This window comes from Vibrio sp. 070316B (assembly GCF_013114115.1).
In the GTDB taxonomy this organism is placed as follows: Bacteria; Pseudomonadota; Gammaproteobacteria; order Enterobacterales; family Vibrionaceae; genus Vibrio; species Vibrio chagasii_B.
Window position 1 is genome coordinate 18,906 of record NZ_VTYC01000022.1, and the last position, 19,415, is coordinate 38,320.

Consider the following 19,415-nt stretch of genomic DNA (forward strand, 5'->3'; position numbering starts at 1 on the left):
CGAGCTGGTAACTAAATAAGACGTGAAGAGATATACATCAACAAGGCTTGCAGGTCGACACTGCTTCGGGTCTTTTGCAGACGCTCATTGACCTGATCGTGAAGCAGGTTTCTGGTTAGGTTGGTAGCCGCCACAATATGCTCTCGCTGTGGCTTGGTAGGCAGTACCAAAGCAATGGCTACATGCACTTCGCCGATACGTGATGCCCAGTCAATTGGGTCGTCACTGACGATAACCGCAATCGAGAGGTCTTGGGTAGATTCAAACATCACATGCGGCAGTGCGATACCTGGTGACACACATGTAGACGAGCGTTCTTCTCGCTTAATGAATGCCAGAATTAGTTCATCTGGGTTTTCTGGATAAACAAGGTGAGCGAGCCCTTTCAAGCACTCAAATTTTGTCAGTTGAGTTTGCGCCTTGGCGTGGTGCCATTTGATGTCACAAGGTGGGCATATCTGTGGCATTCGCTGAATTAGAGCGTTAGAGAACTCATGGTTAACTTGCGAGCCAACCATATCGTAATGCTCGGCAATTACGTCTTTGAGAACGAAACAGGCCAGCTCAGCATCAATACCGACCGCGGTTATCTGACACAAATCACCACGAAGTAAACCTACTTGCAGCATCGCGACGGATTTGGATAGATCAGCGGTTCGGTTTTGAGTGATGTTGATAATGCGGATGTTGCTTTTGAACTTTTTCGCTAAGCGAGCAAGCGGCTGGGCGACATGTGAGTTCGCCGTTGGGTCGGCAACAAAGAAGGTGATCTGATATTCGTTCATGAAAGGCTTAAGCCCGACAATGCTTGATGAAAACCTTATCGACACTCAATAATACTTCTTCCATAGGAATGAATACGGTTTTAACTGGGTCGAATCGGCTTGGTTGTTCGATGTCGATATCTGAAACGATCAACACTTTGTCTGCGAGAGTAATGTCCTGTGCAGAGAGTAAGTTTTCAATACCCATAGCACCTTGTGTTTCAACCTTGATTGAAACATTGAATTTAGGGGCTGTTTTATTTAATGCATCAGCTGCCATATAGGTGTGTGCAATGCCTGTAGGGCACGCAGTTACCGCTACAATTCTCATTATTATTCTCGGCTTAATGTCGTCATTTTACTACCTGGTATGGGAAAAACCAGTATAGACTGGGAGCATACCGTAGGGGCGATACGTTTATGGGTTCTGTGGATTTTATGGATTGCCGTTTTTTATTCTAAGGTGGACGTCACACTCTGAGCTCTTGGTTACAATAATCCAGTTAATGCACCTTTCGTCCTATATGATGATCAACGACACACCGCTAATCTTTTCATCCTATTAACATCGAATTTTAATTTAGGTCGGAAGAACCTAATTACTTCAGTCTGAAATCAGGCGAGGCAGAGTAAACCATGGATATCACTAACATTATAGAGCCCGAGATTATCTGCTTGGAACTACAAGCAGACTCTAAACAGGCGGTATTTGAAGAGCTTGTCGAACTACTCGATCGTGCTGGTAAGCTCTCGAATAAAAGTGAATTCCTTGATGATATCTGGAAGCGTGAGGCTATTGGCAATACGGGATTTGATGATGGTATTGCGATTCCACATGCGAAAAGTACTGCCGTTGCTAAACCTGCTGTTGCTGTAGGTATCAGTCGAACGGGGATTGATTATGGTGCCGATGGCGGTGAGCTGTCTGATGTGTTTTTTATGCTCGCTTCGCCAGACAACAATGACGATCACCATATCGAGGTGCTGGCTCAGATCTCGACCAAACTGATTGAAGATGACTTTGTTACAAAATTAAAGGCTGTCGAGTCGGTCGAAGAGGCTCAAGAGCTGTTTCTTGAAGCCAATTCCGACTCTTTCGATAGCTATGCCTCTAGCCATCATGAAGTGTACGTTGAGCCGCTCAGTCCTTGGGCGCAGTCTCTTAATCGCTTGAAAGAGCATTTGCTATATGGCACTTCGCACATGATTCCGTTCGTAGTCGCGGGCGGTGTGCTTTTGTCTTTGTCGGTTATGATATCTGGTCATGGTGCGGTTCCTGAAAGTGGTGTGTTGGCAGATATCGCGCAGATGGGTATCGCTGGCTTAACCTTGTTTACTGCGGTTCTAGGCGGCTACATTGCGTACTCAATGGCCGACAAACCGGGTTTAGCGCCCGGTATGATTGGTTCTTGGGTTGCGGTGAACCAATACAACACTGGTTTTCTTGGGGCGATAGTGGTCGGTTTCTTTGCTGGCTTTGTGGTGAATCTACTTAAAAGGATCAAGCTGCCAGACAGCATGATCTCGCTGAGCTCTATTTTCATTTATCCGTTAGTTGGCACCTTTGTAACCTGTGGTGCTGTGATGTGGGTGATTGGTTCCCCGATAGCCCAAGTGATGCTTGAGATGAATCAAATGCTGACGGGTATGGCTGGCTCAGGAAAAATGGTACTCGGTAGTATTTTAGGCGCGATGACGGCCTTTGATATGGGCGGCCCAATCAACAAGGTCGCTACACTGTTTGCTCAAACGCAGGTGAATACTCAGCCTTGGTTGATGGGTGGCGTTGGCATTGCGATTTGTACGCCGCCACTGGGTATGGCTTTGGCGACTTTCCTTTCACCGAAGAAGTTCAAGCGAGACGAACGTGAAGCAGGCAAAGCCGCAGGTATCATGGGTATGATTGGTATCAGTGAAGGTGCGATTCCTTTTGCTGCCGCCGACCCTGCGCGAGTGCTGCCTGCTGTGGTTGCTGGTGGCATTGTCGGTAATGTGGTTGGTTTTATGTTCCATGTGGTAAACCATGCACCATGGGGCGGTTGGATTGTTCTGCCTGTGGTTGATGGCAAACTTGGCTACATTATTGGCACACTTGCGGGGGCGCTAACCACGGCATTCATCGTGATACTGCTTAAAAAGAATGTGGTAGAAGGTGACGAACTTTCTTATCAGTCTGCAGGTGGTTCGGTAACAGAAGAAGGGCAAGCGGATGTGTTGGCAATTACTTCATGCCCATCAGGTGTTGCTCATACTTTCTTGGCGGCTAAGTCTTTAGAAAAAGCGGCGCATCATCTCGGGGTTCGGATTAAAGTCGAAACACAAGGTGCTAACGGGATTGGTAATCGCATCACACCAAAAGACATCGAAAGGGCGAGGTTGGTGATCTTCGCTCACGATGTGGCGATTAAAGAAGTCGAGCGCTTTGCGAACGTCAAAACGTTAGATGTCAGCACCAAAGAGGCGATGCTTAATGCGCAGGCGTTGATCATGAGAAAGGTGTAACCCTTAAACACGAAAGTTAATCATCTATTAAGTTAACTAGATCAAAACTAAAAAGACTCCGCTCTAGCGCTCTAGGCTAACAGTGGAGTCTTTTTGTATGGCTTCTAAAACAAGTTCAGTTTTTAAAAAGGATGATACTTAAATACGTCTTCAACCATTGAGTTAAGTAGATCGATGTCGTCACAGGTTTTCGCGTAGGTACGCAGGCCTGCGATCTGAACTTGAACATGTCGAGCAAGTTGAGTCGGTTCACGTTCCTTGTTTATCTCACCGAGCTCTTGAGCCTCGGCAATCAGCTTAGCGAACTCACCTTCCATGATCTTCAGTGATTTCTTCGCTTCTTCTAATAATTCGGCGTGTTCATCAGTCAGTTCTGCTACCGTTTTTGCCAGCATACACATGCCATTTGGCGAACTTTGTTTTGATTCGACCACAGCACGTTTTACGAAGCTTTCAAGCGCCTTGATTGGTGAGTCTGTTTCGCTGCGAAAGCGGTTCAGGTTGAGAATGCCAAGTTCGGTATAGCGAGCAAGAGTCTCTTTAAACAAACCTTCTTTGCTGCCAAATGTCGCGTAGATGCTACCCGGACGCATATCAATCACGTCTTGCAGGTTACGCATAGAAGTCGCGTGAAAGCCCTTTTCCCAATATAGGTTCGTTGCTTTATCTACTACGTCTTGTCTATCGAACTTCGCTGTCTTGGCCATAACATCTACTTCATTAATCTGAACATATGTTCAATATTTTATGCTGAACGTTCGTTCTAGTAAAGGTGTGTTTTGCTCGACTTAATTGTCGTTCTTGCACCTTACTGGTGCATAAGGCGCTCTATTGAATGCAATTTATGACAAGCTTTCGCTGCTTTTACTATGGAATATTGCTCAATGTTTGCTAAACGCTAGTCGTCGACCACTTCGACGGTTTTATGCTGTGCGCCGTAATAGGTGCCTTCATCGATAGTGTACATCAGTGTTTCTTCACACTCTGGGCAATCGAATTCTTCATTGGGTTCGATTGCTGCTTCTTCTACCCATTCCCATCCAATATGTTCTTCGCAAGCGGGACAATCCATAAAACCTCTAATTATGCTTCTACGTTAGTTGAATTCGTAACTTTTTGAGTCCGGCATTATACATAGTTGGCGCTGAACATGTAGCGACAACTGAGGTGATAAAGGGTGTGCTTGTACCTCTTTAGGGTTATGAAAAAACTGTCGTTTTTCAGTCACTTGCGTCGGAAAAACGTTGTTGCACGTTTTTTGTGTTTTCTAAAGCTGCATAGCTAACAAATTTATAAATAAACCAATGAATTTTGTAAGGTTAAATGCTAGCGTTATCGATTGTCGTCCGATATGGCACGGTAATTGATAAAACTAATCAGTACAGGCACACCATTTTTGAAGTGTGTCGAATAACATGACAGATAAAGATTCGTCAGCTGCTAGGAAATAAAAATGAAATTAACCGATATGTCTTTTAAGCAAAAAATCATCGCTTTGCTTATTTTACCGATCTTAGGGTTTCTCTGGCTCAGTGTTTCTGCGATATCCAAGGGTGTAGAAACTAAGAGTGAAATGTCCTCATTAAATCAACTGACACGCCTTTCGGTTGTGTACAGTGAGTTAGTGCATGAATTACAAAAAGAGCGAGGCATGACCGCTGGCTTTATTGGATCTCAAGGAGCCAAGTTTGTCAGTGAATTAGCTGCGCAGAGAACCAATGCCGACAACCGACGTAATGAAAGAAACGATTACTGGCAGTCTGCCAATATCAACCTGCCACAGATAAATCGCCTGAACACAGAGATAAGCCAAAGCCTTAATCAGATCACGACGATTCGTAATCGAGTAGATTCTAAATCTATCTCACTTTCTGAGGCCTTGGGTTACTACACCCAACTGAATGCCAAGCTACTAAGCGTATCTGCATTGATTGCTGAGTTAAGTTCTGATGCCACCATCACTACAGAAACCATCGCTTACTACAACTTCTTGCAAGGTAAAGAGCGAGCGGGTATTGAGCGTGCAGTTCTAAATAACACCTTTTCTAAAAATGAATTTGGTCCGGGTATGCTGGTGAAATTCATCTCTTTGGTGACAGAGCAGAATACCTACTTTTCGAATTTTGAAGTGTTGAGCAACCCAGCGAACGTTCGTTTCTTTGAGCAACAGTTAAACGATCGCTCTATAGCAGAAGTAGAAAAACTTCGTAGTTTGGCTGAATCTAAGATGAGTGGCTTTGATGTCGACCCTGTGTACTGGTTCTCTCAATCTACCGCTCGTATTGTTCAGCTAAAGAAAACAGAAAACCACCTTGCTGAGTCACTGATTGCGTTGACTGAGAAAAAGATGTCACAGGCGCAGTCTGCGATGATGATGAGTATCGGTCTATTTGCTTTGATTACGTTGTTTGCGACTTTCGTGAGCTTTAAAGCGATCAGCGACCTGACGATGAGAGTGAAAGACTTGACAGTGATGTTGTCTAGAGTTCGTAATGACAACGATCTAACGGTTCGTGCTAAGTACGTTGGTAACAGCGAACTTGGACAGATCTCTTCGGCACTGAACGAAACGCTAGAGAAGTTTTCAAACGTTATCGACAACCTGTCTCAATCGAGCCTTACTTTGGCTTCAGCCGCTGAAGAAACCTCACAAACTTGCCATTACAACTCGAATACGCTAGTTCAACAACAAGATCAAATCGGTTTAGTTGCGACGGCGACAGAAGAGTTATCGGCTACGGTAAATGAAGTCGCGGCAAAAACTCAGCAGACAGCCAGCTCTGCTAAAATGGTCGATGAGCAGTCACAAGAAGGTTTGAGTACAGTTCAGGATTCTTATCACTCGATTGAAAAACTGGCATCTGAAATTAATGATCTAGCGGAAAAGATCACGCACTTACATGAGAGCAGTAATAACATCAACAGTGTGATTGATGTGATTAAGTCCGTCGCTGAACAGACTAACTTGTTAGCATTGAACGCGGCAATTGAAGCGGCAAGAGCGGGTGAGCAAGGTCGTGGTTTTGCGGTCGTAGCCGATGAAGTTCGTACACTGGCGCAGCGCACCCAGCAATCGACAGCTGAAATTGAAGGCTTTATCAGCTCGCTACAGTCTGATGTGCAGACGGCGTTCAATGTTATTGATAACAGCCAGAAGATGTCGTCTAAAGCGGTTGAGGATTCAAAAGAGGTTGAGAACACCTTACAAGGTATCTCAGCATCGGTAAGCGAGATATTTAGCATGACCGAACAGATCGCTACAGCGACAGAAGAGCAAGCCGTCGTAACTCAAGATATCGCGCAAAACGTGATGGCGGTTGAGCAGAAATCGACAGAGTCGACCACAGGCGCAACTCAAATTGCAGCAACCGCCAAAGAGCAAGCTGAACTGGCGGCTTCATTGAAAGAGATCGCTAGTACGTTTAAGAGTTAATCTTTCAGAGTTAAAAGTTTTCCATCTTATATAAAAATGTCCCGCCTAATGCGGGACATTTTTTTTAGTGGGATATTTTTGGGTAAAGCGACTAAAGCGCTTGTCCGTTAACCGACAGTTTCACATCAATGTTGCCACGAACCGCATTTGAATATGGGCAAATTTGGTGAGCGGTTTTTACCAGCGTAACAGCCTCTTCTTGAGCCAAGTCGAGCTCAATCGCTAATGAAACGGTTAAAGCAAAACCACCATTTTCATTTGGACCGATACCAACCGTTGCAGTTGTTGGCGCCGATGCAATCTTGATTTTCATTTCTTTCGCTACGTGAAGTAGAGCATTTGAGAAACACGCAGAGTAGCCCGCAGCAAACAGTTGCTCAGGGTTCGTTGCTTCACCTGAACCGCCCATTTCCTTCGGGTAGCTTAATGCAACAGAAAGCAAATTATCGTCAGTAGAAACTTGGCCGTTACGACCAGCAATTGCAGTAGCAGAAGTAGTGTAGAGTGTTGTCATTTTCTTAATCCTTAAAATAGTTGTGTAAAATTAAATTGTGCGCAACTTTATTTTTAGGTGAGCTTAATTGATAAAACTTATGTGCGCAAGTATATTGTGTGCAATTTAATTTATTGATGAGGTGATCGTGAGCGACCAAGATGAATATCTAAAGTTAGATAATCAGGTGTGCTTTGCACTTTACAGTGCTTCAAATGCAATGAGTCGAGCTTATCAACCTCTGCTGAAAGCGCTTGATCTTACTTATTTACAGTACATTGTGATGATGGTGCTTTGGGAGCAACAAGAGATAAATGTCAAAGCGTTAGGCGCTAAAACACATTTAGATTCAGGAACCTTGACTCCATTACTTAAGCGTTTAGAAGCAAAAGGTTATGTGCTTCGTAAACGTAGTGCTGAAGATGAACGAGTGCGAGTAATTACGCTAACTCCTGTAGGGACTGAACTTAAAGAGCGCGCGCAAACTGTCCCAGAAGAGATATTTTGTTTGTCTAAGATGAATGAAAACGAACTTAAATCGCTCAAAGCGCAATGTGAGCAGTTGCTTGACAACTTAACTCAATAAGAACGTCTCTTTAATTCTCAGTAATAACGTTCAAATACTGAAAAAGCCAGTGAGTATCTACTGTCAATAGCAGATACTCCTGGCTTTTTGTGTTTTGATGTGAGTGTGAGGTACTTGTTTAGTCTTCACCCATAAACACATACATATCACCACGGCAGCGGTTGATACTGTGCTTCTATTTAACCCATAAACCAAGACACGAAAATCAACGCGCCAAAACCGAATGTCGCCATTAGTGCGGTGTCGCCACCCGCAGCTGTGTAGCTGCCCTCGGTTTGTAGGTGAGGGAAGTCAGGTCTACGAACTTTAACTACCATTGCGAGTGGTCCCCAAATAGCTAGGAACACCAGCACCATGCCTGCATAGTCGAGCATGCTGACGAATTGGCTAGCAAACAACTCAGCCAATACCAAAGGCAACACAAAGGTCAGAGCGTAAGCCATTAGCTGGTTGTTGGTTACCGCGTCTTTGTTTTGGTCATACAGCGCCATGGACACGCCGAGGAAAGAAGTCACCAATGCCAGTGCAGAGAACAGAGCAATCACTACTTTTAACCAAGCAGATTGTCCGCTAAACGCAGAGATCAGTTCTGAAATGTTGTGGAACTGGCTGATCGCGTCTGTGCCAAGGTTACCGATAATCGCGAACAACCAAGTGAGGTAGCACACGAGCGGAATCACTGAACCTAACAGAATCATATTGCGGATCTGCCTTTGAGTCGCTTCACGGTTGTAGATAACCAGTGACGGGATCACCACCATAGAGGCAAAGCTGGTAAAGATAACCGCGCTGTATTGCACCACATCATTGGCCGTGTATTGGCTAGTTTGAGTGAGGTAATCAAGACGGATATTGCTAAACAGAGAAGCGATAACAATAAATAGCATCACCACCATCATGATGAATAGGCCACGGTTCAACTTATCGATATAAGACTTACCCGCTACCACAATCACACCCATAAATAGGCTGAAAACGGTATAAGCAGCAGATGCAGAGATGTTTACGCCAACATCGAGCAGTAGCTTATGGATGATGTCACCCACGCCCAAGATATAAGCGATCAGCATGCATACTAGCAGTAGGTAAAAGAGTGCATTGATAAAGTGTTTTCCTTTGCTGCCCAGAGTGAGGTAAGCAACACTGCTCATGCCACTGTTGTCTTTAGTTTTAGTACACGCTTCTGCCAATAGGAGAGCTGAGTATGTGGTGCCGATAAAGATAAGTAGCATCAGCACTGAGCTGATCATGAAGCCAAATTGAGCCAACACCATGGGAATAGCGAGCATGCCAGCCCCTAATGCAGTTCCTGAAAGAATCAAAGAACTGCCGAATAATTTCATATTCAAAAAAGCAACCTCTAAGTATCCAATTAGTTTTTAGTTGGATTGTAAATATTTGTTGCCAAGCCTAACAAATTACTCAGTAAAGTTAGGGGTTAAATTCTAATTATTTTTGAATTTTTCTAAAAAATTTAAGCAGGAATTTATGGTGGGTATGAGTGGTTGATTTAAGTATTCATTCGATGATTTTATTTATCGTTCTGATAACTTTTGTAAATTGTTCACCGATTAATAGGTAGCGCTTTATAGCTGATAAATCGGTGTCTTAATTTCAGCTGATTTAAGTCAAAACCTTGCTTATTGAGTGAATCCTTGTCTTTCGCCTTTTCCACATACTGACGGTTTGTCGTAAATGGAAAGATCCGTTGTCGTAGATGCCACTCGGTAGTTTGGCGTTTCGCTCTTATTATCCTCACACCAATTATGTGGGGGTGTTATGTATCGTTTTCTGTTTTGTAGTTTCGCGCTTGTTCTCTTGTATCCAACGGCGATTGATTTGTATTTGGTTGGCTTGCCTCAAATCGCTGCTGATTTAAATGCCTCGGAGGCACAGCTCCATGTGGTGTTTTCTATCTATCTTGCGGGCATGGCAACTACTATGCTGTTCGCAGGTAAATTTGCCGACAAGGTAGGAAGAAAGCCTGTCGCTATTTTCGGTGCGATTGTCTTTGCTATCTCTTCAATGTTCGGTGGCATTGTGACTAGCGCGGAACCGTTTCTAGCGGTACGCTTTTTCCAAGGTGTTGGTGCGGGTTCATGTTATGTAGTGGCATTCGCTATTTTGCGAGATGTGTTAGACGATCAAAAGCGCGCTAAGGTGTTGTCAATGATGAATGGCATTACCTGTATCGTGCCAGTGCTTGCACCGGTTATCGGTCACTTAATCATGACGGTGTACCCTTGGCCAAGCCTGTTCACGACCATGGCAAGTATGGGCGTAGTGGTGTGTTTGCTGTCGGTGTTAGTACTAAGAGAAACTAAGCCGAATAGCAAAGGCTCGAAAGTCGCAAAAGCTTCTGTGTCTCAATCATCTTCAACCGAAACTTTTAAGGAACCCTTGTTTATCAGCCGAGTGGTCATGACCAGCTTGGGCGTAACGGCGATTCTGACTTACGTGAATGTTTCTCCGATGCTGATCATGACAGAGCTTGGCTTCGACCGTGGTCAATACTCATATACCATGGCTCTCACTGCATTAGTCAGTATGCTGGTGTCTTTCTCCGCGCCGTTTGCCTTGAATGTGTTTAAACAAAAAAGCCTCATGCTGACATCTCAAACGTGCTTTGTGATTGCAGCTATCTTGTTGCTCGCATCGATTGATGGTGGGCTAGGGCATTATGTAACCCTGCTAGGCTTTGCTTTTGTGTGTGGTGGTTTCTCGTTAGGTTTTGGTGTCGCGATGAGCCAAGCATTGAGCTGTTATTCACAACGAGCAGGCGTTGCGAGCTCAATATTGGGCGTTTCTCAGGTGTGCACGTCGGCACTGTTTATCTGGTTGATGGGCGTGATTGGGCTAAGTGCATTGAATATGTTGGTATTTATACTGGCTGCTGGTGGAGTTATCAGTATTGCTCTAATACTATGGGTAGGTCCTTCCCAAGTGAAAAGTGATTATGAAGAAGCCACTAGCCCGTCTTGATCTCAACCTGTTGTTCACTCTGCAATTGCTGCTGCAAGAGCAGAGTGTCTCAAAAGCTGCCAAAAAGCTTAACGTTACGCCCTCAACGGTGAGTAAATCACTGACTAAGCTTAGAGACTGGTTTGATGATCCTCTGTTTGTAAAAACGCCAAGAGGTTTAACGCCGACACCACTTGCGCTCAGCATGGTGAAAGATCTTCAAGAGTGGCTGCAGATTGGTAGCCAAATTCTCACGACTCGTGGTGATGATGCGCCCAAAGATGTGCGATTGAATCTAGAGGCGGAATCCCCGCTGTCACTGATTATGCTCAATGAGCTGACGCAAAGCGTGTATCAACGCTATCCGAATGCGAAGATCAAAATGCGTAACTGGGATTATGACTCGATAGACTCTATTGTTCGTGGCGAATCTGATATTGGTTTTTCAGGGCGAGAAAGCCATCCGCGCTCGAAAGAGTCTCTAGACGCGCTGCCGTACTTCATCGATTTCGAGGTTTTGTTTCACGACATGCCAGTGGTGTATCTCAGAAAAGATCATCCTGCCTTACAGGAAGAGTGGAACCTTGAGGCTTTTCTCAAATACCCTCATATCAATATCGTGTGGGAAAAAAGCGAAACGTGGGCGCTGGATGAAGTGTTAACCGATCTACAACTAGACCGAAACATTGCTCTAACTCTTGCAGGCTTTGAGCAGTCTCTGTTTATGGCGGCTCAATCAAATCACTCTATGACGACGGTTGCGCCCAACTACTGCCGACGTTACGCAGAGCAACTTCACCCCAACCTAACCTGCTTACCTATTCCGTTAGACGAAGAACATGCCAATAAATTGCTAATTCCTTTCACTATGATTTGGCATAAACGCAATGCCTATAATCCGCTCGTTTTATGGCTAAAAGACACACTCAGATCGCTTTACCAGTTTGAAGGAAAACAGGTAAAAGACGTGAAAAGTGTCTAAAATTCTGTTGACCTGACTACAACTTCATAGTTTATCTTTGCTACCGAAATGAGAGGGGGAGTGCATGTATCGTATCTCTGAACTGGCCGAATTAGTTGGGCTGAGTCGTTCTACATTGTTGTATTACGGCAAGCTAGGTTTGATTGAAGCTCAGCGTCAGAGCAATGGCTATCGTCTTTATTCTGAAAAGGATCTACAACGTGTTCGCTTGTTACAGCAATTGCAAGCGGGTGGGTTGACGCTCAAAGAGTGCCAAGCCTGCTTAGATGCAAAGATCGAACGTAGTTTGTTGGAAAATAGACTCAAGCAGTTGGACGAAGAGCTACTGCAAAAACAGCGTTCACGAGATCTATTAGCAGCAATGTTAGGCGAAAGCGGATTAGAAGAGTGGCATGAGTCGATGGATAAGCTTGCGCCAGATGCACACCTCGATTGGTTAATTAAGCAGGGCTTTGATGAGAAACAGGCTCTGCGATTGAAGTGGTTATCGAAAGACATGAATGAACATGAACAATATATGGCGGATTTCGGCGTCATTTTTGAGGGACTAGAACGTTTAGGTCCCGGAACGAATGAGGACACGCTTACCGCGCTTTCCTACGTTTCGGAAGCACCGAAGCGCGTCCTTGAAATTGGTTGTGGTAAAGGCATTGCAACCGCCGTATTAACGAATGCGATGAAAAAACATCAGGCTGAAGTGCAGGTCACTGCGGTAGATAATGATCAACCGTGTTTGGATATTCTAAATCAGCAAGCACTAGAACTTGGTCTGGAAAGTAACATCAAAACGGTATGTGCAAGCATGATGGATTTACCGTTTGAAGCTAAGTCATTCGACTTAATCTGGTCAGAGGGTAGTGCTTACATCATGGGTGTCCAGAAGGCACTTAAGCAGTGGCGAAAGTTACTCGCCGATGATGGCATATTAGTCGTGAATGACTTGGTCTGGAACACCGAGAACCCTAGCGAATCAGCCGAAGTGTTCTGGCAGAAAGAGTACCCAGATATGACGACGGTTTCTGAGCGCATTAAACAGGCAAAAGCAGCGGGCTATCAAGTCCTGAATGACTTTGCGATGAGTGATGCCGGTTGGCTTGCCTATTATCAGCCTTTGCAAAAGCAAGTTGAAGCTCTGAAAGCGACGATGCCAAACTCAAAAGCGCTCGTAGATTGCGACAATGAAATTAAGCAATTCTTCAATAACAGCAAACTTGTGGAAGGCTCTCAAGGCTCTGTGAAGCGTGATTTTGACTATCACTTTTTTGTGTTGAAGAAAGTACAGTAAGTGAAGAACACTATGAAATTTAGACAATACGATTCAAGCGAGATCGAAACGATCACTCAGCTTTTTACTCAAACCTTTACTGATTCAGAAGGTGAAAATGAAGGTAAAACTGTAGGTAAGCTTGCCAATGATCTTTTAACGACCACGGCTCCAGCAGAGTTACTTTGCTTTGTTGCGGAAGACGGTTCTAGTGAGTCGGATACGGATAGTACGATCGTTGGTGCGATTATCTTTACTCCGCTTTCATTTGACGATGAAACCAAGGCGTATTTACTTTCACCAGTAGCGGTGAGCACACAGGTTCAAAAGCGTGGTATCGGCCAACAACTGATTAACTTCGGCTTAGAGACTCTAAAAGAGCAGGGTGTCGAGCTTGCAGTGACATACGGTGATCCTAGTTATTATTCAAGAGTGGGCTTTGAGCAAATCACTGTTGAACAAATCCCTGCGCCATTTGAGTTGAGCTACTCTCACGGTTGGATCGCTCAATCGCTGACTGGCGGTGAAATCAAAGTGGCGAGCGAACAGTCTAGCTGTGTTGAAGCTTTGGCTCACGCTGAGTACTGGTAGTAATTCAAAAATAAAATCTTAAATGAATGAAAGCCCATCAGGTTCACTTGATGGGCTTTTTTATTTTTAATCAAAAGGATAAGTTAACAATGACTCGATTTTTAATAGTCTATTCTTCCTTTTAATTTCTTACTCGATATTGACTTTGAACGATTGTTCAAAATATAACTTGAACGATCGTTCTAATTTGATTTATATTGTTTCCACACCAACGGAGAGCAGTCACTAAATCTCCGTAAATGACCAAATTTAGAATCAGAATTTATAGGAATAGAACGATGAGCAATTTCAAAATTCACTCAATAGAATCAGCACCCGCGCAGAGCAAACCTATTCTTGAAGGCGCTAAAAAACAGATGGGGCGAGTTCCAGGTTTATTTGGTGTGTTAGCGGAATCACCGAATACACTCAAGGCTTATACTCAGCTTCATCAGGCATTTAGTGACTCATCTTTCGATGCAGAAGAACTGACAGTGGTTTGGCAAACCATTAACGTTGAGCACGAATGTCACTACTGCGTCCCTGCTCATACTGGCATTGCACACTCAATGAAGGTTGACCCGGCAATTACTGAAGCACTGCGTAATCGCACGGCACTTCCAACAGAAAAGCTGCAAGCTCTACACGACTTCACGCTAAGTATGGTTCGTAACCGTGGCAATGTGCCAGCAAACGAAATGGAAGCATTCTTCGCTGCGGGTTACGGCCAACAGCAAGTTTTAGAAGTGATTCTTGGCCTGTCACAGAAAGTGATCAGTAACTACGTAAACCACGTTGCTGAAACGCCAGTAGACAAAGTATTTGAGCAGTTCGCTTGGCAAGGTTAATCGCTTTTAATTAAGCCAGGAATGATAATGATGAAAGCCCCGCTTAGTTGAGCGGGGCTTTGTTATGTTCAGGGTTTAGCCTGTTTTGGTGGAGCAGTTAACGTGTATGTTTGGCGATCAACTTCGCCAGCGTCACAACTCCTTCTTTCCAGTCCTTGTTCTCTTCAATGTTCGCGACAGTAAAGCGCAGGCAATGTTTGTATTGGTCGTGGGTGCCAAACACAGTGCCGGGTAAGATACCTAACTTATGCTTCAAACAATCTTGGTAGACGGCATAGCTGTCGAGTGATTCGGGGAGCGTTATCCAGTTTATAAATGCTCCCTCAGGTTTGGAAAGATGGTAGCGTCCTACAAGATGAGGGTAGCTATCTAAGGCTTGAATCAAAAGGCTTTGAAATTGCTTTTGGTTGGTTTGATAGAGTCGCTTCATCTTAGATAAATGACTGCGATATTTGCCAGTGGTGAGAAACTGGCCGACCGCTGATTGCATCAGGTTGGAGCTACCCATGTTGTCACACAGTAGGTACTTTTCGATTAAAGGTTGATAGCGACCGGAAAGCAGCCAGCCAACACGCAAGCGAGAGTCCAAAGTCTTGGATAGAGAGTTCACGTAGATCACTCGTTCTTGGTCATCCAGTTCTTTCAAGCTCGCAATCGGAGCATCAAACGCCAAACTCCCGAACACATCATCTTCAATAATCGGCAAAGATCCGGTTATCTCTAATAATGCTTTTCGGTTGGCAAGTGGCATTCTAGATCCTGTCGGGTTGGTAAAGTTTGGTGTCAGCAGCAGCGTTTTCACTTCCCATTTATCTAAGGCATTTTGTAGTGCTTGAATATCGATTCCATGGCTCACACTGCTTGGTATTTCAAGTGCTTGTAAGCCTAGTGATTCCAATAGGAGTAAGTTACCAAAGTAGCATGGAGACTCAACTACAACGATATCGCCCGGTTTGGTTAACGCGCGAAGTGCTAAACTGATCGCTTGCTGCGCGCCGTGAGTGATCGCAATCTCTTTCGATCCTGCAGGTACGCCCAGATCGTGGGTGATCTTTAACAATTGTTTTACTAATTGTTCGTCGCCGGGCGGCAGTTGGTAATAGCCAGGAAGTTGAGTCTGCAAGCGGCTGTGGCGACCAATTTCAGCGTACAGACTACGAATGGCGGGGTTGTTAATGTTTGGGTGAGCAGAGCCTGCTTGTAACTTTAAACGCCCACTGGGGCGGGAGAGTACAGATTTAGTGACAGATAAAAGGTCAACTTTTTGCGGCTGGCTCGGTGCATCCCAACTTGTGGTGTTGGGGGCTTTAACGCGATAACCCGACTTGGGAACGGAATATACCCAGCCCGTCGCTTCCAACTCTTGATAGGCACGAATCACGGTGTTTTTGCTTACACCCAGTTGCTCGCTTAGTTGTCGGATTGAGGGTAAGCGATCGTCAGGGTGAAAGAGCCCCTTATCGATTTGAGCCTTAATATGTTGCTCGGTGGCGAGATATTTATTACCGCTGACTTCTACTTCCACACTGCACTCCCTTCTACTGATTCTCAATCTGTAACCATTTAAAGTGTTATATCTGTATCTTTATTAGTTATCTGTACCCAACTAAGGTAACAGCATTGATGAAGGGTTGACCAGAGGTTTGTAATGCTGATTAAAATGATTCCGTTTGTGTTTGTAATATTGTGGTCGTCAGGCTTTGTTGGCGCTCGTCTTGGTGTTGAATACGCTGAACCCGCGACGTTACTTTCACTTAGGATGGTAGCCAACGTAGCGCTGTTCTTGGTCTTGATTGCAATCCTTAAACGTCGTATCCCTCGTGGTCGAGCATTCTTCCATGCGTGTGTTGTTGGGATATTGATTCATGGTTTTTACCTCGGTGGTACCTATCTGGCGATTGATATGGGGATGCCTGCAGGTTTGAGCTCTTTATTGGTGGGTCTGCAACCTATTCTTACCGCGCTGATCATGGTCAGCTGCACCTCACAGCGTTTTAACTTTGCGCAATGGCTTGGTTTAGCGCTTGGCTTTGCGGGTATTAGCTTGGTGTTAATGGGTAATATTGAATGGCAATCGGATGACCAAAAAGGCTTGGCGACACTGTTATGCTTAGTGTCATTGGTAGGTATTACTTGCGGCACTTTATATCAAAAGCGTTTCTGTAAGGGCACAGACATGGTGGGCGGTGCAATGGTGCAATACTTGGCTTCTGCAGCGTTGTTCCTGCCTTTTGCGATGCGCTACGAAACCATGCAAGTGAACTGGACGGTAGAATTTACGTTAACGCTGATTTGGCTGGTGGTCGTTCTATCTTGTGTCGCAATATTGTTGTTACTTTACATGGTGGAGAATGGGGCGTCTTCAAGTGTCGCATCGGTGTTTTATCTCGTACCGCCGACAACCGCAATTCAAGCGTGGCTTATCTTCGGCGAGTCGTTCGACATCTATGGCGCAATGGGTTTTGCGTTGTCAGCCACTGCGGTTTATCTGGTGGTGAAGAAGCCCGAATTGATTAGGTTCCGAAGACAAGCAGCTTTAAACCGTTAAAAATAAAAAGAGCCTGAATATTCAGGCTCTTTCTCTATCAATAACTTTCTAGCGACTATCGATTAGCGCTTCATCAAGCATGCGTAAGCCGTTGTAAACGGTGCTTCTTGGTATTGTTTTAGGCCAGTCTCTTTGAACTTCATCATTAGAGGGTTACGCTTCAGGCTTTCTTTGATGTCTGCTGGAGAAACTACTTCAACGTTTAGTCCGTCGATCAATTGGATCGCTGCTTCTAGTTTGAAGCCGAAGCCACCGCCAGCAAATTTGCCTTTAGTTTGGCGTTGGCGAATCACTACTTTTTCTACTTGGTAATCTTCCATTAACTTTGCAAAAGAGAATTGAAAGTCTTTCATATTCTGTGTGTCGTTAGCGTCGCTGATAGAAACCTTAGAAACTCGGCAATCAGGAATGTTAAATACACCATCTGACAGAGAAAGAAGACAGATGACTGCATCGTTACCTTTGATTTCAACACCACAAATTTTCATGTTCTTACCTACTTATTTTAGAGCCCTATATTATGGTGTTATTTCTAACACTTCTCCAGTATTTGCGTGTATCCGTCGAAAATAAGTCTAAATCAGAGAATATCTTAGCGGCGAAAAGTTAACCTTTGGCTAATTTGTCATCATGTAGATAGGCGGTAACGTTTGCTATGGGATGAGGCTCACAAAAGCTTAGCGGGATTTCATATGTGTGCTGTATATTGCGCGCGCATCCCTATTTGAAGTGTGGTTATTAATCCCAATGAATATCAATAATCTTTCGATTAAGAGTAAAATCGCGATCCCGCTGTTGGTGATTGTGATTGTTTTTTCTACCGTTACCGTGCTCAACGTTATCAGATCAAATGCTCAAGCTGCGATTAATAACGAGCTCAACAATGTCGTTCAACCTGTTCTAGATAACCTAGAAGATGGCTACCGCGATATCTACCAAATCATCGCTTCAGCGCAAGGCTTGTTACTTGCGAAAGATCAGGCGGCGATTGACTATCAAAAGTTCGAATTCAAAGACAACGCTTATAAAGCGGTTCCACGCTTTGAAAGTGTTGAGACTTTGTATCGAGCTGGTGTGTTAGATCCTTCTTCACGTGGTGAACTGTCTAAACTGGTTAATGCGATGAGTAAGTGGGTCGCGCTACACGAACCTATGTTTGCTGACCCAGCGAATGCACATCAATACAACATTGATTACTCGCCAGCGTTAGATGCTGAGTTTGCGATTATCCGTAAACAACTGCGTGATATCCGTACCCTGATTGAGTTGAAGCAGAAAGAGCTGCGTCAGCAAGCGGGCGACTCAATTGAATCAAGCAAGTTGATCATTGAGGTTGGAATGGCAGTCGCTGTTTTTGCCGCATTGTTTGCGATGTGGTTATCGAACCGTTTCATTGTTCAACCAATTCAGAACGTTGAGAAAGCAATGAATGAGATCGCATCAGGTGATGGTGACTTATCTCAGCGCATGAAGGTGGAAGGGAACGACGAGATTGCTCGTTTAAGCTCTGCTTTCAATAAGTTTGTTGGCAAAATCCACGTTACGGTTGAGCAAGTAATTTTCACGTCAAACGCTGTTCGAGCTGAGATGGAAAATATTAAGTCGCTCACTCAAAGCGTTGCTGAATTCTCTTCAAACCAACAGCGAGAGAGTGAAGTTGTTGCGGCTGCTGTTCATGAAATGCAGGCGACTAGCGAAGTGGTGAGTGGTAATGCCCTAGATGCGGCTACCGCAAGTAACGTTGCGAATCACGAAGTGGAGTCGGCAGACACTACGCTTGGTCTAACTGTGACATCAATTGAACGTCTAGCTCAAGATATTGAGAACGCGGGTGGTGTGGTTCAGGCGTTGGATACTGATGTGAAAAACATCGCCTCTATTCTTGGCGTGATCAAAGGTATTGCTGAACAAACTAATTTGTTGGCCTTAAATGCAGCGATCGAAGCGGCACGTGCTGGCGAACAAGGTCGTGGTTTTGCTGTAGTCGCGGACGAAGTACGTGCATTGGCAAGTAAAACTCAAGACAGCACTGGTGAAATCGAGGCGATGATTGAGCGTTTAGAGATCGGGGCTAAGCATGCTGTTGGCGTGATGAGCGAGAGCAAAATCAGCGGCGAGAAAACCATTATTCAAGCAGGGACTGCAGCGTCTTCTTTGAGTGAGATTCGTAATTCAATAGGTAAGATGAATGACATGAACACGCAGATTGCGACGGCAGCTTCTCAGCAGTCTCAAGTGTCTGAAGAAGTGAACAAAAATGTTCAACGTATCGCAGAAAGTACGATGCAAATGGTTGAGATGGCGAGCAGCGCTGAAAATGCGTGTATGGCTTTGGCCGAGCAATGTGAGGCGCTTGATAGCCTAGTTTCTCAGTTCGAGGTGTAACACTTAGAGCTGAGATGAACGTGGTTTGTTCTCGTTAGCCGCAAAGAAATAGCAGAAAGCCCGAACTCCCTGAGTTCGG

18 protein-coding genes are annotated in these 19,415 nt (G+C 44.7%); 10 read left to right on the forward strand and 8 right to left on the reverse strand.

Annotated features, from left to right (window positions below; translation table 11 throughout):
• Positions 1 to 11: 11 nt before the first annotated feature.
• A complete protein-coding gene (locus tag F0251_RS16290) occupies positions 12 to 785 on the reverse strand; it encodes a PTS sugar transporter subunit IIA (RefSeq protein ID WP_116870977.1) in 774 nt (257 codons plus the stop codon).
• A 7-nt stretch (positions 786 to 792) separates the two neighbouring features.
• Positions 793 to 1,095, reverse strand: coding sequence for a PTS fructose transporter subunit IIB (locus F0251_RS16295; protein WP_086714366.1), 303 nt, complete (start codon positions 1,093 to 1,095; stop codon positions 793 to 795).
• Between the two features lie 305 nt (positions 1,096 to 1,400).
• On the opposite strand from F0251_RS16295, the gene F0251_RS16300 reads away from it, so the two are divergent.
• On the forward strand, positions 1,401 to 3,266 hold the full coding sequence (locus F0251_RS16300) for a fructose-specific PTS transporter subunit EIIC (protein ID WP_171731374.1): 1,866 nt from the start codon (positions 1,401 to 1,403) through the stop codon (positions 3,264 to 3,266).
• A gap of 122 nt (positions 3,267 to 3,388) precedes the next feature.
• Here F0251_RS16300 and F0251_RS16305 read toward each other — a convergent pair whose 3' ends face one another.
• Together F0251_RS16305 and F0251_RS16310 are read right to left on the reverse strand one after the other, a co-directional pair.
• Positions 3,389 to 3,973 carry a TetR/AcrR family transcriptional regulator gene (locus F0251_RS16305; RefSeq protein ID WP_171731375.1) on the reverse strand — a complete coding sequence of 195 codons (585 nt, stop codon included), beginning with the start codon at positions 3,971 to 3,973 and terminating at the stop codon, positions 3,389 to 3,391.
• A gap of 191 nt (positions 3,974 to 4,164) precedes the next feature.
• Positions 4,165 to 4,338, reverse strand: a complete 174-nt coding sequence (locus F0251_RS16310) for a hypothetical protein (protein ID WP_008216632.1) — start codon at positions 4,336 to 4,338, stop codon at positions 4,165 to 4,167.
• A gap of 381 nt (positions 4,339 to 4,719) precedes the next feature.
• Between F0251_RS16310 and F0251_RS16315 the strand changes: the two genes are divergently transcribed.
• Positions 4,720 to 6,699 carry a methyl-accepting chemotaxis protein gene (locus F0251_RS16315; RefSeq protein WP_171731376.1) on the forward strand — a complete coding sequence of 660 codons (1,980 nt, stop codon included), beginning with the start codon at positions 4,720 to 4,722 and terminating at the stop codon, positions 6,697 to 6,699.
• Between the two features lie 91 nt (positions 6,700 to 6,790).
• Here the strand turns inward: F0251_RS16315 and F0251_RS16320 are convergent, their stop codons facing one another.
• Entirely contained in the window at positions 6,791 to 7,213 is a 423-nt protein-coding gene (locus tag F0251_RS16320; RefSeq protein ID WP_105058818.1) for an organic hydroperoxide resistance protein, read from the reverse strand.
• Between the two features lie 127 nt (positions 7,214 to 7,340).
• Here F0251_RS16320 and F0251_RS16325 point away from each other — a divergent pair, with 127 nt between their 5' ends.
• The gene (locus tag F0251_RS16325; protein WP_171731377.1) at positions 7,341 to 7,778 is read left to right on the forward strand and encodes a MarR family winged helix-turn-helix transcriptional regulator; all 438 of its coding nucleotides are present in this window, start codon (positions 7,341 to 7,343) and stop codon (positions 7,776 to 7,778) included.
• Between the two features lie 179 nt (positions 7,779 to 7,957).
• Here the strand turns inward: F0251_RS16325 and F0251_RS16330 are convergent, their stop codons facing one another.
• Entirely contained in the window at positions 7,958 to 9,121 is a 1,164-nt protein-coding gene (locus F0251_RS16330) for an amino acid permease (RefSeq protein WP_171731411.1), read from the reverse strand.
• 436 nt (positions 9,122 to 9,557) lie between these two features.
• On the opposite strand from F0251_RS16330, the gene F0251_RS16335 reads away from it, so the two are divergent.
• The 5 genes from F0251_RS16335 to F0251_RS16355 all read left to right on the forward strand — a co-directional run bounded on the left by F0251_RS16335 (position 9,558) and on the right by F0251_RS16355 (position 14,403).
• Positions 9,558 to 10,760: an MFS transporter gene (locus F0251_RS16335; RefSeq protein WP_171731378.1), complete on the forward strand. Its 1,203-nt coding sequence runs from the start codon at positions 9,558 to 9,560 to the stop codon at positions 10,758 to 10,760.
• Positions 10,735 to 11,721, forward strand: a complete 987-nt coding sequence (gene yidZ / locus F0251_RS16340; protein ID WP_050651352.1) for an HTH-type transcriptional regulator YidZ — start codon at positions 10,735 to 10,737, stop codon at positions 11,719 to 11,721. Before F0251_RS16335 ends, yidZ begins: the two co-directional genes overlap by 26 nt.
• 64 nt (positions 11,722 to 11,785) lie before the next feature.
• Positions 11,786 to 13,006 carry a MerR family transcriptional regulator gene (locus F0251_RS16345; RefSeq protein WP_171731379.1) on the forward strand — a complete coding sequence of 407 codons (1,221 nt, stop codon included), beginning with the start codon at positions 11,786 to 11,788 and terminating at the stop codon, positions 13,004 to 13,006.
• A complete protein-coding gene (locus tag F0251_RS16350; protein WP_171731380.1) occupies positions 13,007 to 13,576 on the forward strand; it encodes a GNAT family N-acetyltransferase in 570 nt (189 codons plus the stop codon). It abuts the gene before it with no gap.
• A 278-nt stretch (positions 13,577 to 13,854) separates the two neighbouring features.
• Positions 13,855 to 14,403: a carboxymuconolactone decarboxylase family protein gene (locus F0251_RS16355; RefSeq protein ID WP_171731381.1), complete on the forward strand. Its 549-nt coding sequence runs from the start codon at positions 13,855 to 13,857 to the stop codon at positions 14,401 to 14,403.
• Positions 14,404 to 14,500: 97 nt separating this feature from the next.
• On the opposite strand, the gene F0251_RS16360 is transcribed toward F0251_RS16355, so the two are convergent.
• The gene (locus F0251_RS16360; RefSeq protein WP_171731382.1) at positions 14,501 to 15,928 is read right to left on the reverse strand and encodes an aminotransferase class I/II-fold pyridoxal phosphate-dependent enzyme; all 1,428 of its coding nucleotides are present in this window, start codon (positions 15,926 to 15,928) and stop codon (positions 14,501 to 14,503) included.
• 123 nt (positions 15,929 to 16,051) lie between these two features.
• Here F0251_RS16360 and F0251_RS16365 point away from each other — a divergent pair, with 123 nt between their 5' ends.
• Positions 16,052 to 16,951: a DMT family transporter gene (locus F0251_RS16365; RefSeq protein WP_102425236.1), complete on the forward strand. Its 900-nt coding sequence runs from the start codon at positions 16,052 to 16,054 to the stop codon at positions 16,949 to 16,951.
• Positions 16,952 to 17,013: 62 nt separating this feature from the next.
• Here F0251_RS16365 and F0251_RS16370 read toward each other — a convergent pair whose 3' ends face one another.
• Positions 17,014 to 17,439 (reverse strand): DUF3010 family protein, encoded by a 426-nt coding sequence (locus tag F0251_RS16370; protein ID WP_004741147.1) that lies wholly within the window; start codon positions 17,437 to 17,439, stop codon positions 17,014 to 17,016.
• A gap of 259 nt (positions 17,440 to 17,698) precedes the next feature.
• On the opposite strand from F0251_RS16370, the gene F0251_RS16375 reads away from it, so the two are divergent.
• Positions 17,699 to 19,336 (forward strand): methyl-accepting chemotaxis protein, encoded by a 1,638-nt coding sequence (locus F0251_RS16375; RefSeq protein ID WP_171731383.1) that lies wholly within the window; start codon positions 17,699 to 17,701, stop codon positions 19,334 to 19,336.
• Positions 19,337 to 19,415: the final 79 nt, after the last annotated feature.

Bases quoted from the DNA above. Each gene is read 5' to 3' on its own strand.
- F0251_RS16290 (WP_116870977.1), bottom strand. From the start codon at position 785: ATGAACGAATATCAGATCACCTTCTTTGTTGCCGACCCAACGGCGAAC.
- F0251_RS16295 (WP_086714366.1), bottom strand. From the start codon at position 1,095: ATGAGAATTGTAGCGGTAACTGCGTGCCCTACAGGCATTGCACACACC.
- F0251_RS16300 (WP_171731374.1), top strand. From the start codon at position 1,401: ATGGATATCACTAACATTATAGAGCCCGAGATTATCTGCTTGGAACTA.
- F0251_RS16305 (WP_171731375.1), bottom strand. From the start codon at position 3,973: ATGGCCAAGACAGCGAAGTTCGATAGACAAGACGTAGTAGATAAAGCA.
- F0251_RS16310 (WP_008216632.1), bottom strand. From the start codon at position 4,338: ATGGATTGTCCCGCTTGCGAAGAACATATTGGATGGGAATGGGTAGAA.
- F0251_RS16315 (WP_171731376.1), top strand. From the start codon at position 4,720: ATGAAATTAACCGATATGTCTTTTAAGCAAAAAATCATCGCTTTGCTT.
- F0251_RS16320 (WP_105058818.1), bottom strand. From the start codon at position 7,213: ATGACAACACTCTACACTACTTCTGCTACTGCAATTGCTGGTCGTAAC.
- F0251_RS16330 (WP_171731411.1), bottom strand. From the start codon at position 9,121: ATGAAATTATTCGGCAGTTCTTTGATTCTTTCAGGAACTGCATTAGGG.
- F0251_RS16335 (WP_171731378.1), top strand. From the start codon at position 9,558: ATGTATCGTTTTCTGTTTTGTAGTTTCGCGCTTGTTCTCTTGTATCCA.
- yidZ (WP_050651352.1), top strand. From the start codon at position 10,735: ATGAAGAAGCCACTAGCCCGTCTTGATCTCAACCTGTTGTTCACTCTG.
- F0251_RS16345 (WP_171731379.1), top strand. From the start codon at position 11,786: ATGTATCGTATCTCTGAACTGGCCGAATTAGTTGGGCTGAGTCGTTCT.
- F0251_RS16355 (WP_171731381.1), top strand. From the start codon at position 13,855: ATGAGCAATTTCAAAATTCACTCAATAGAATCAGCACCCGCGCAGAGC.
- F0251_RS16365 (WP_102425236.1), top strand. From the start codon at position 16,052: ATGCTGATTAAAATGATTCCGTTTGTGTTTGTAATATTGTGGTCGTCA.
- F0251_RS16370 (WP_004741147.1), bottom strand. From the start codon at position 17,439: ATGAAAATTTGTGGTGTTGAAATCAAAGGTAACGATGCAGTCATCTGT.
- F0251_RS16375 (WP_171731383.1), top strand. From the start codon at position 17,699: ATGAATATCAATAATCTTTCGATTAAGAGTAAAATCGCGATCCCGCTG.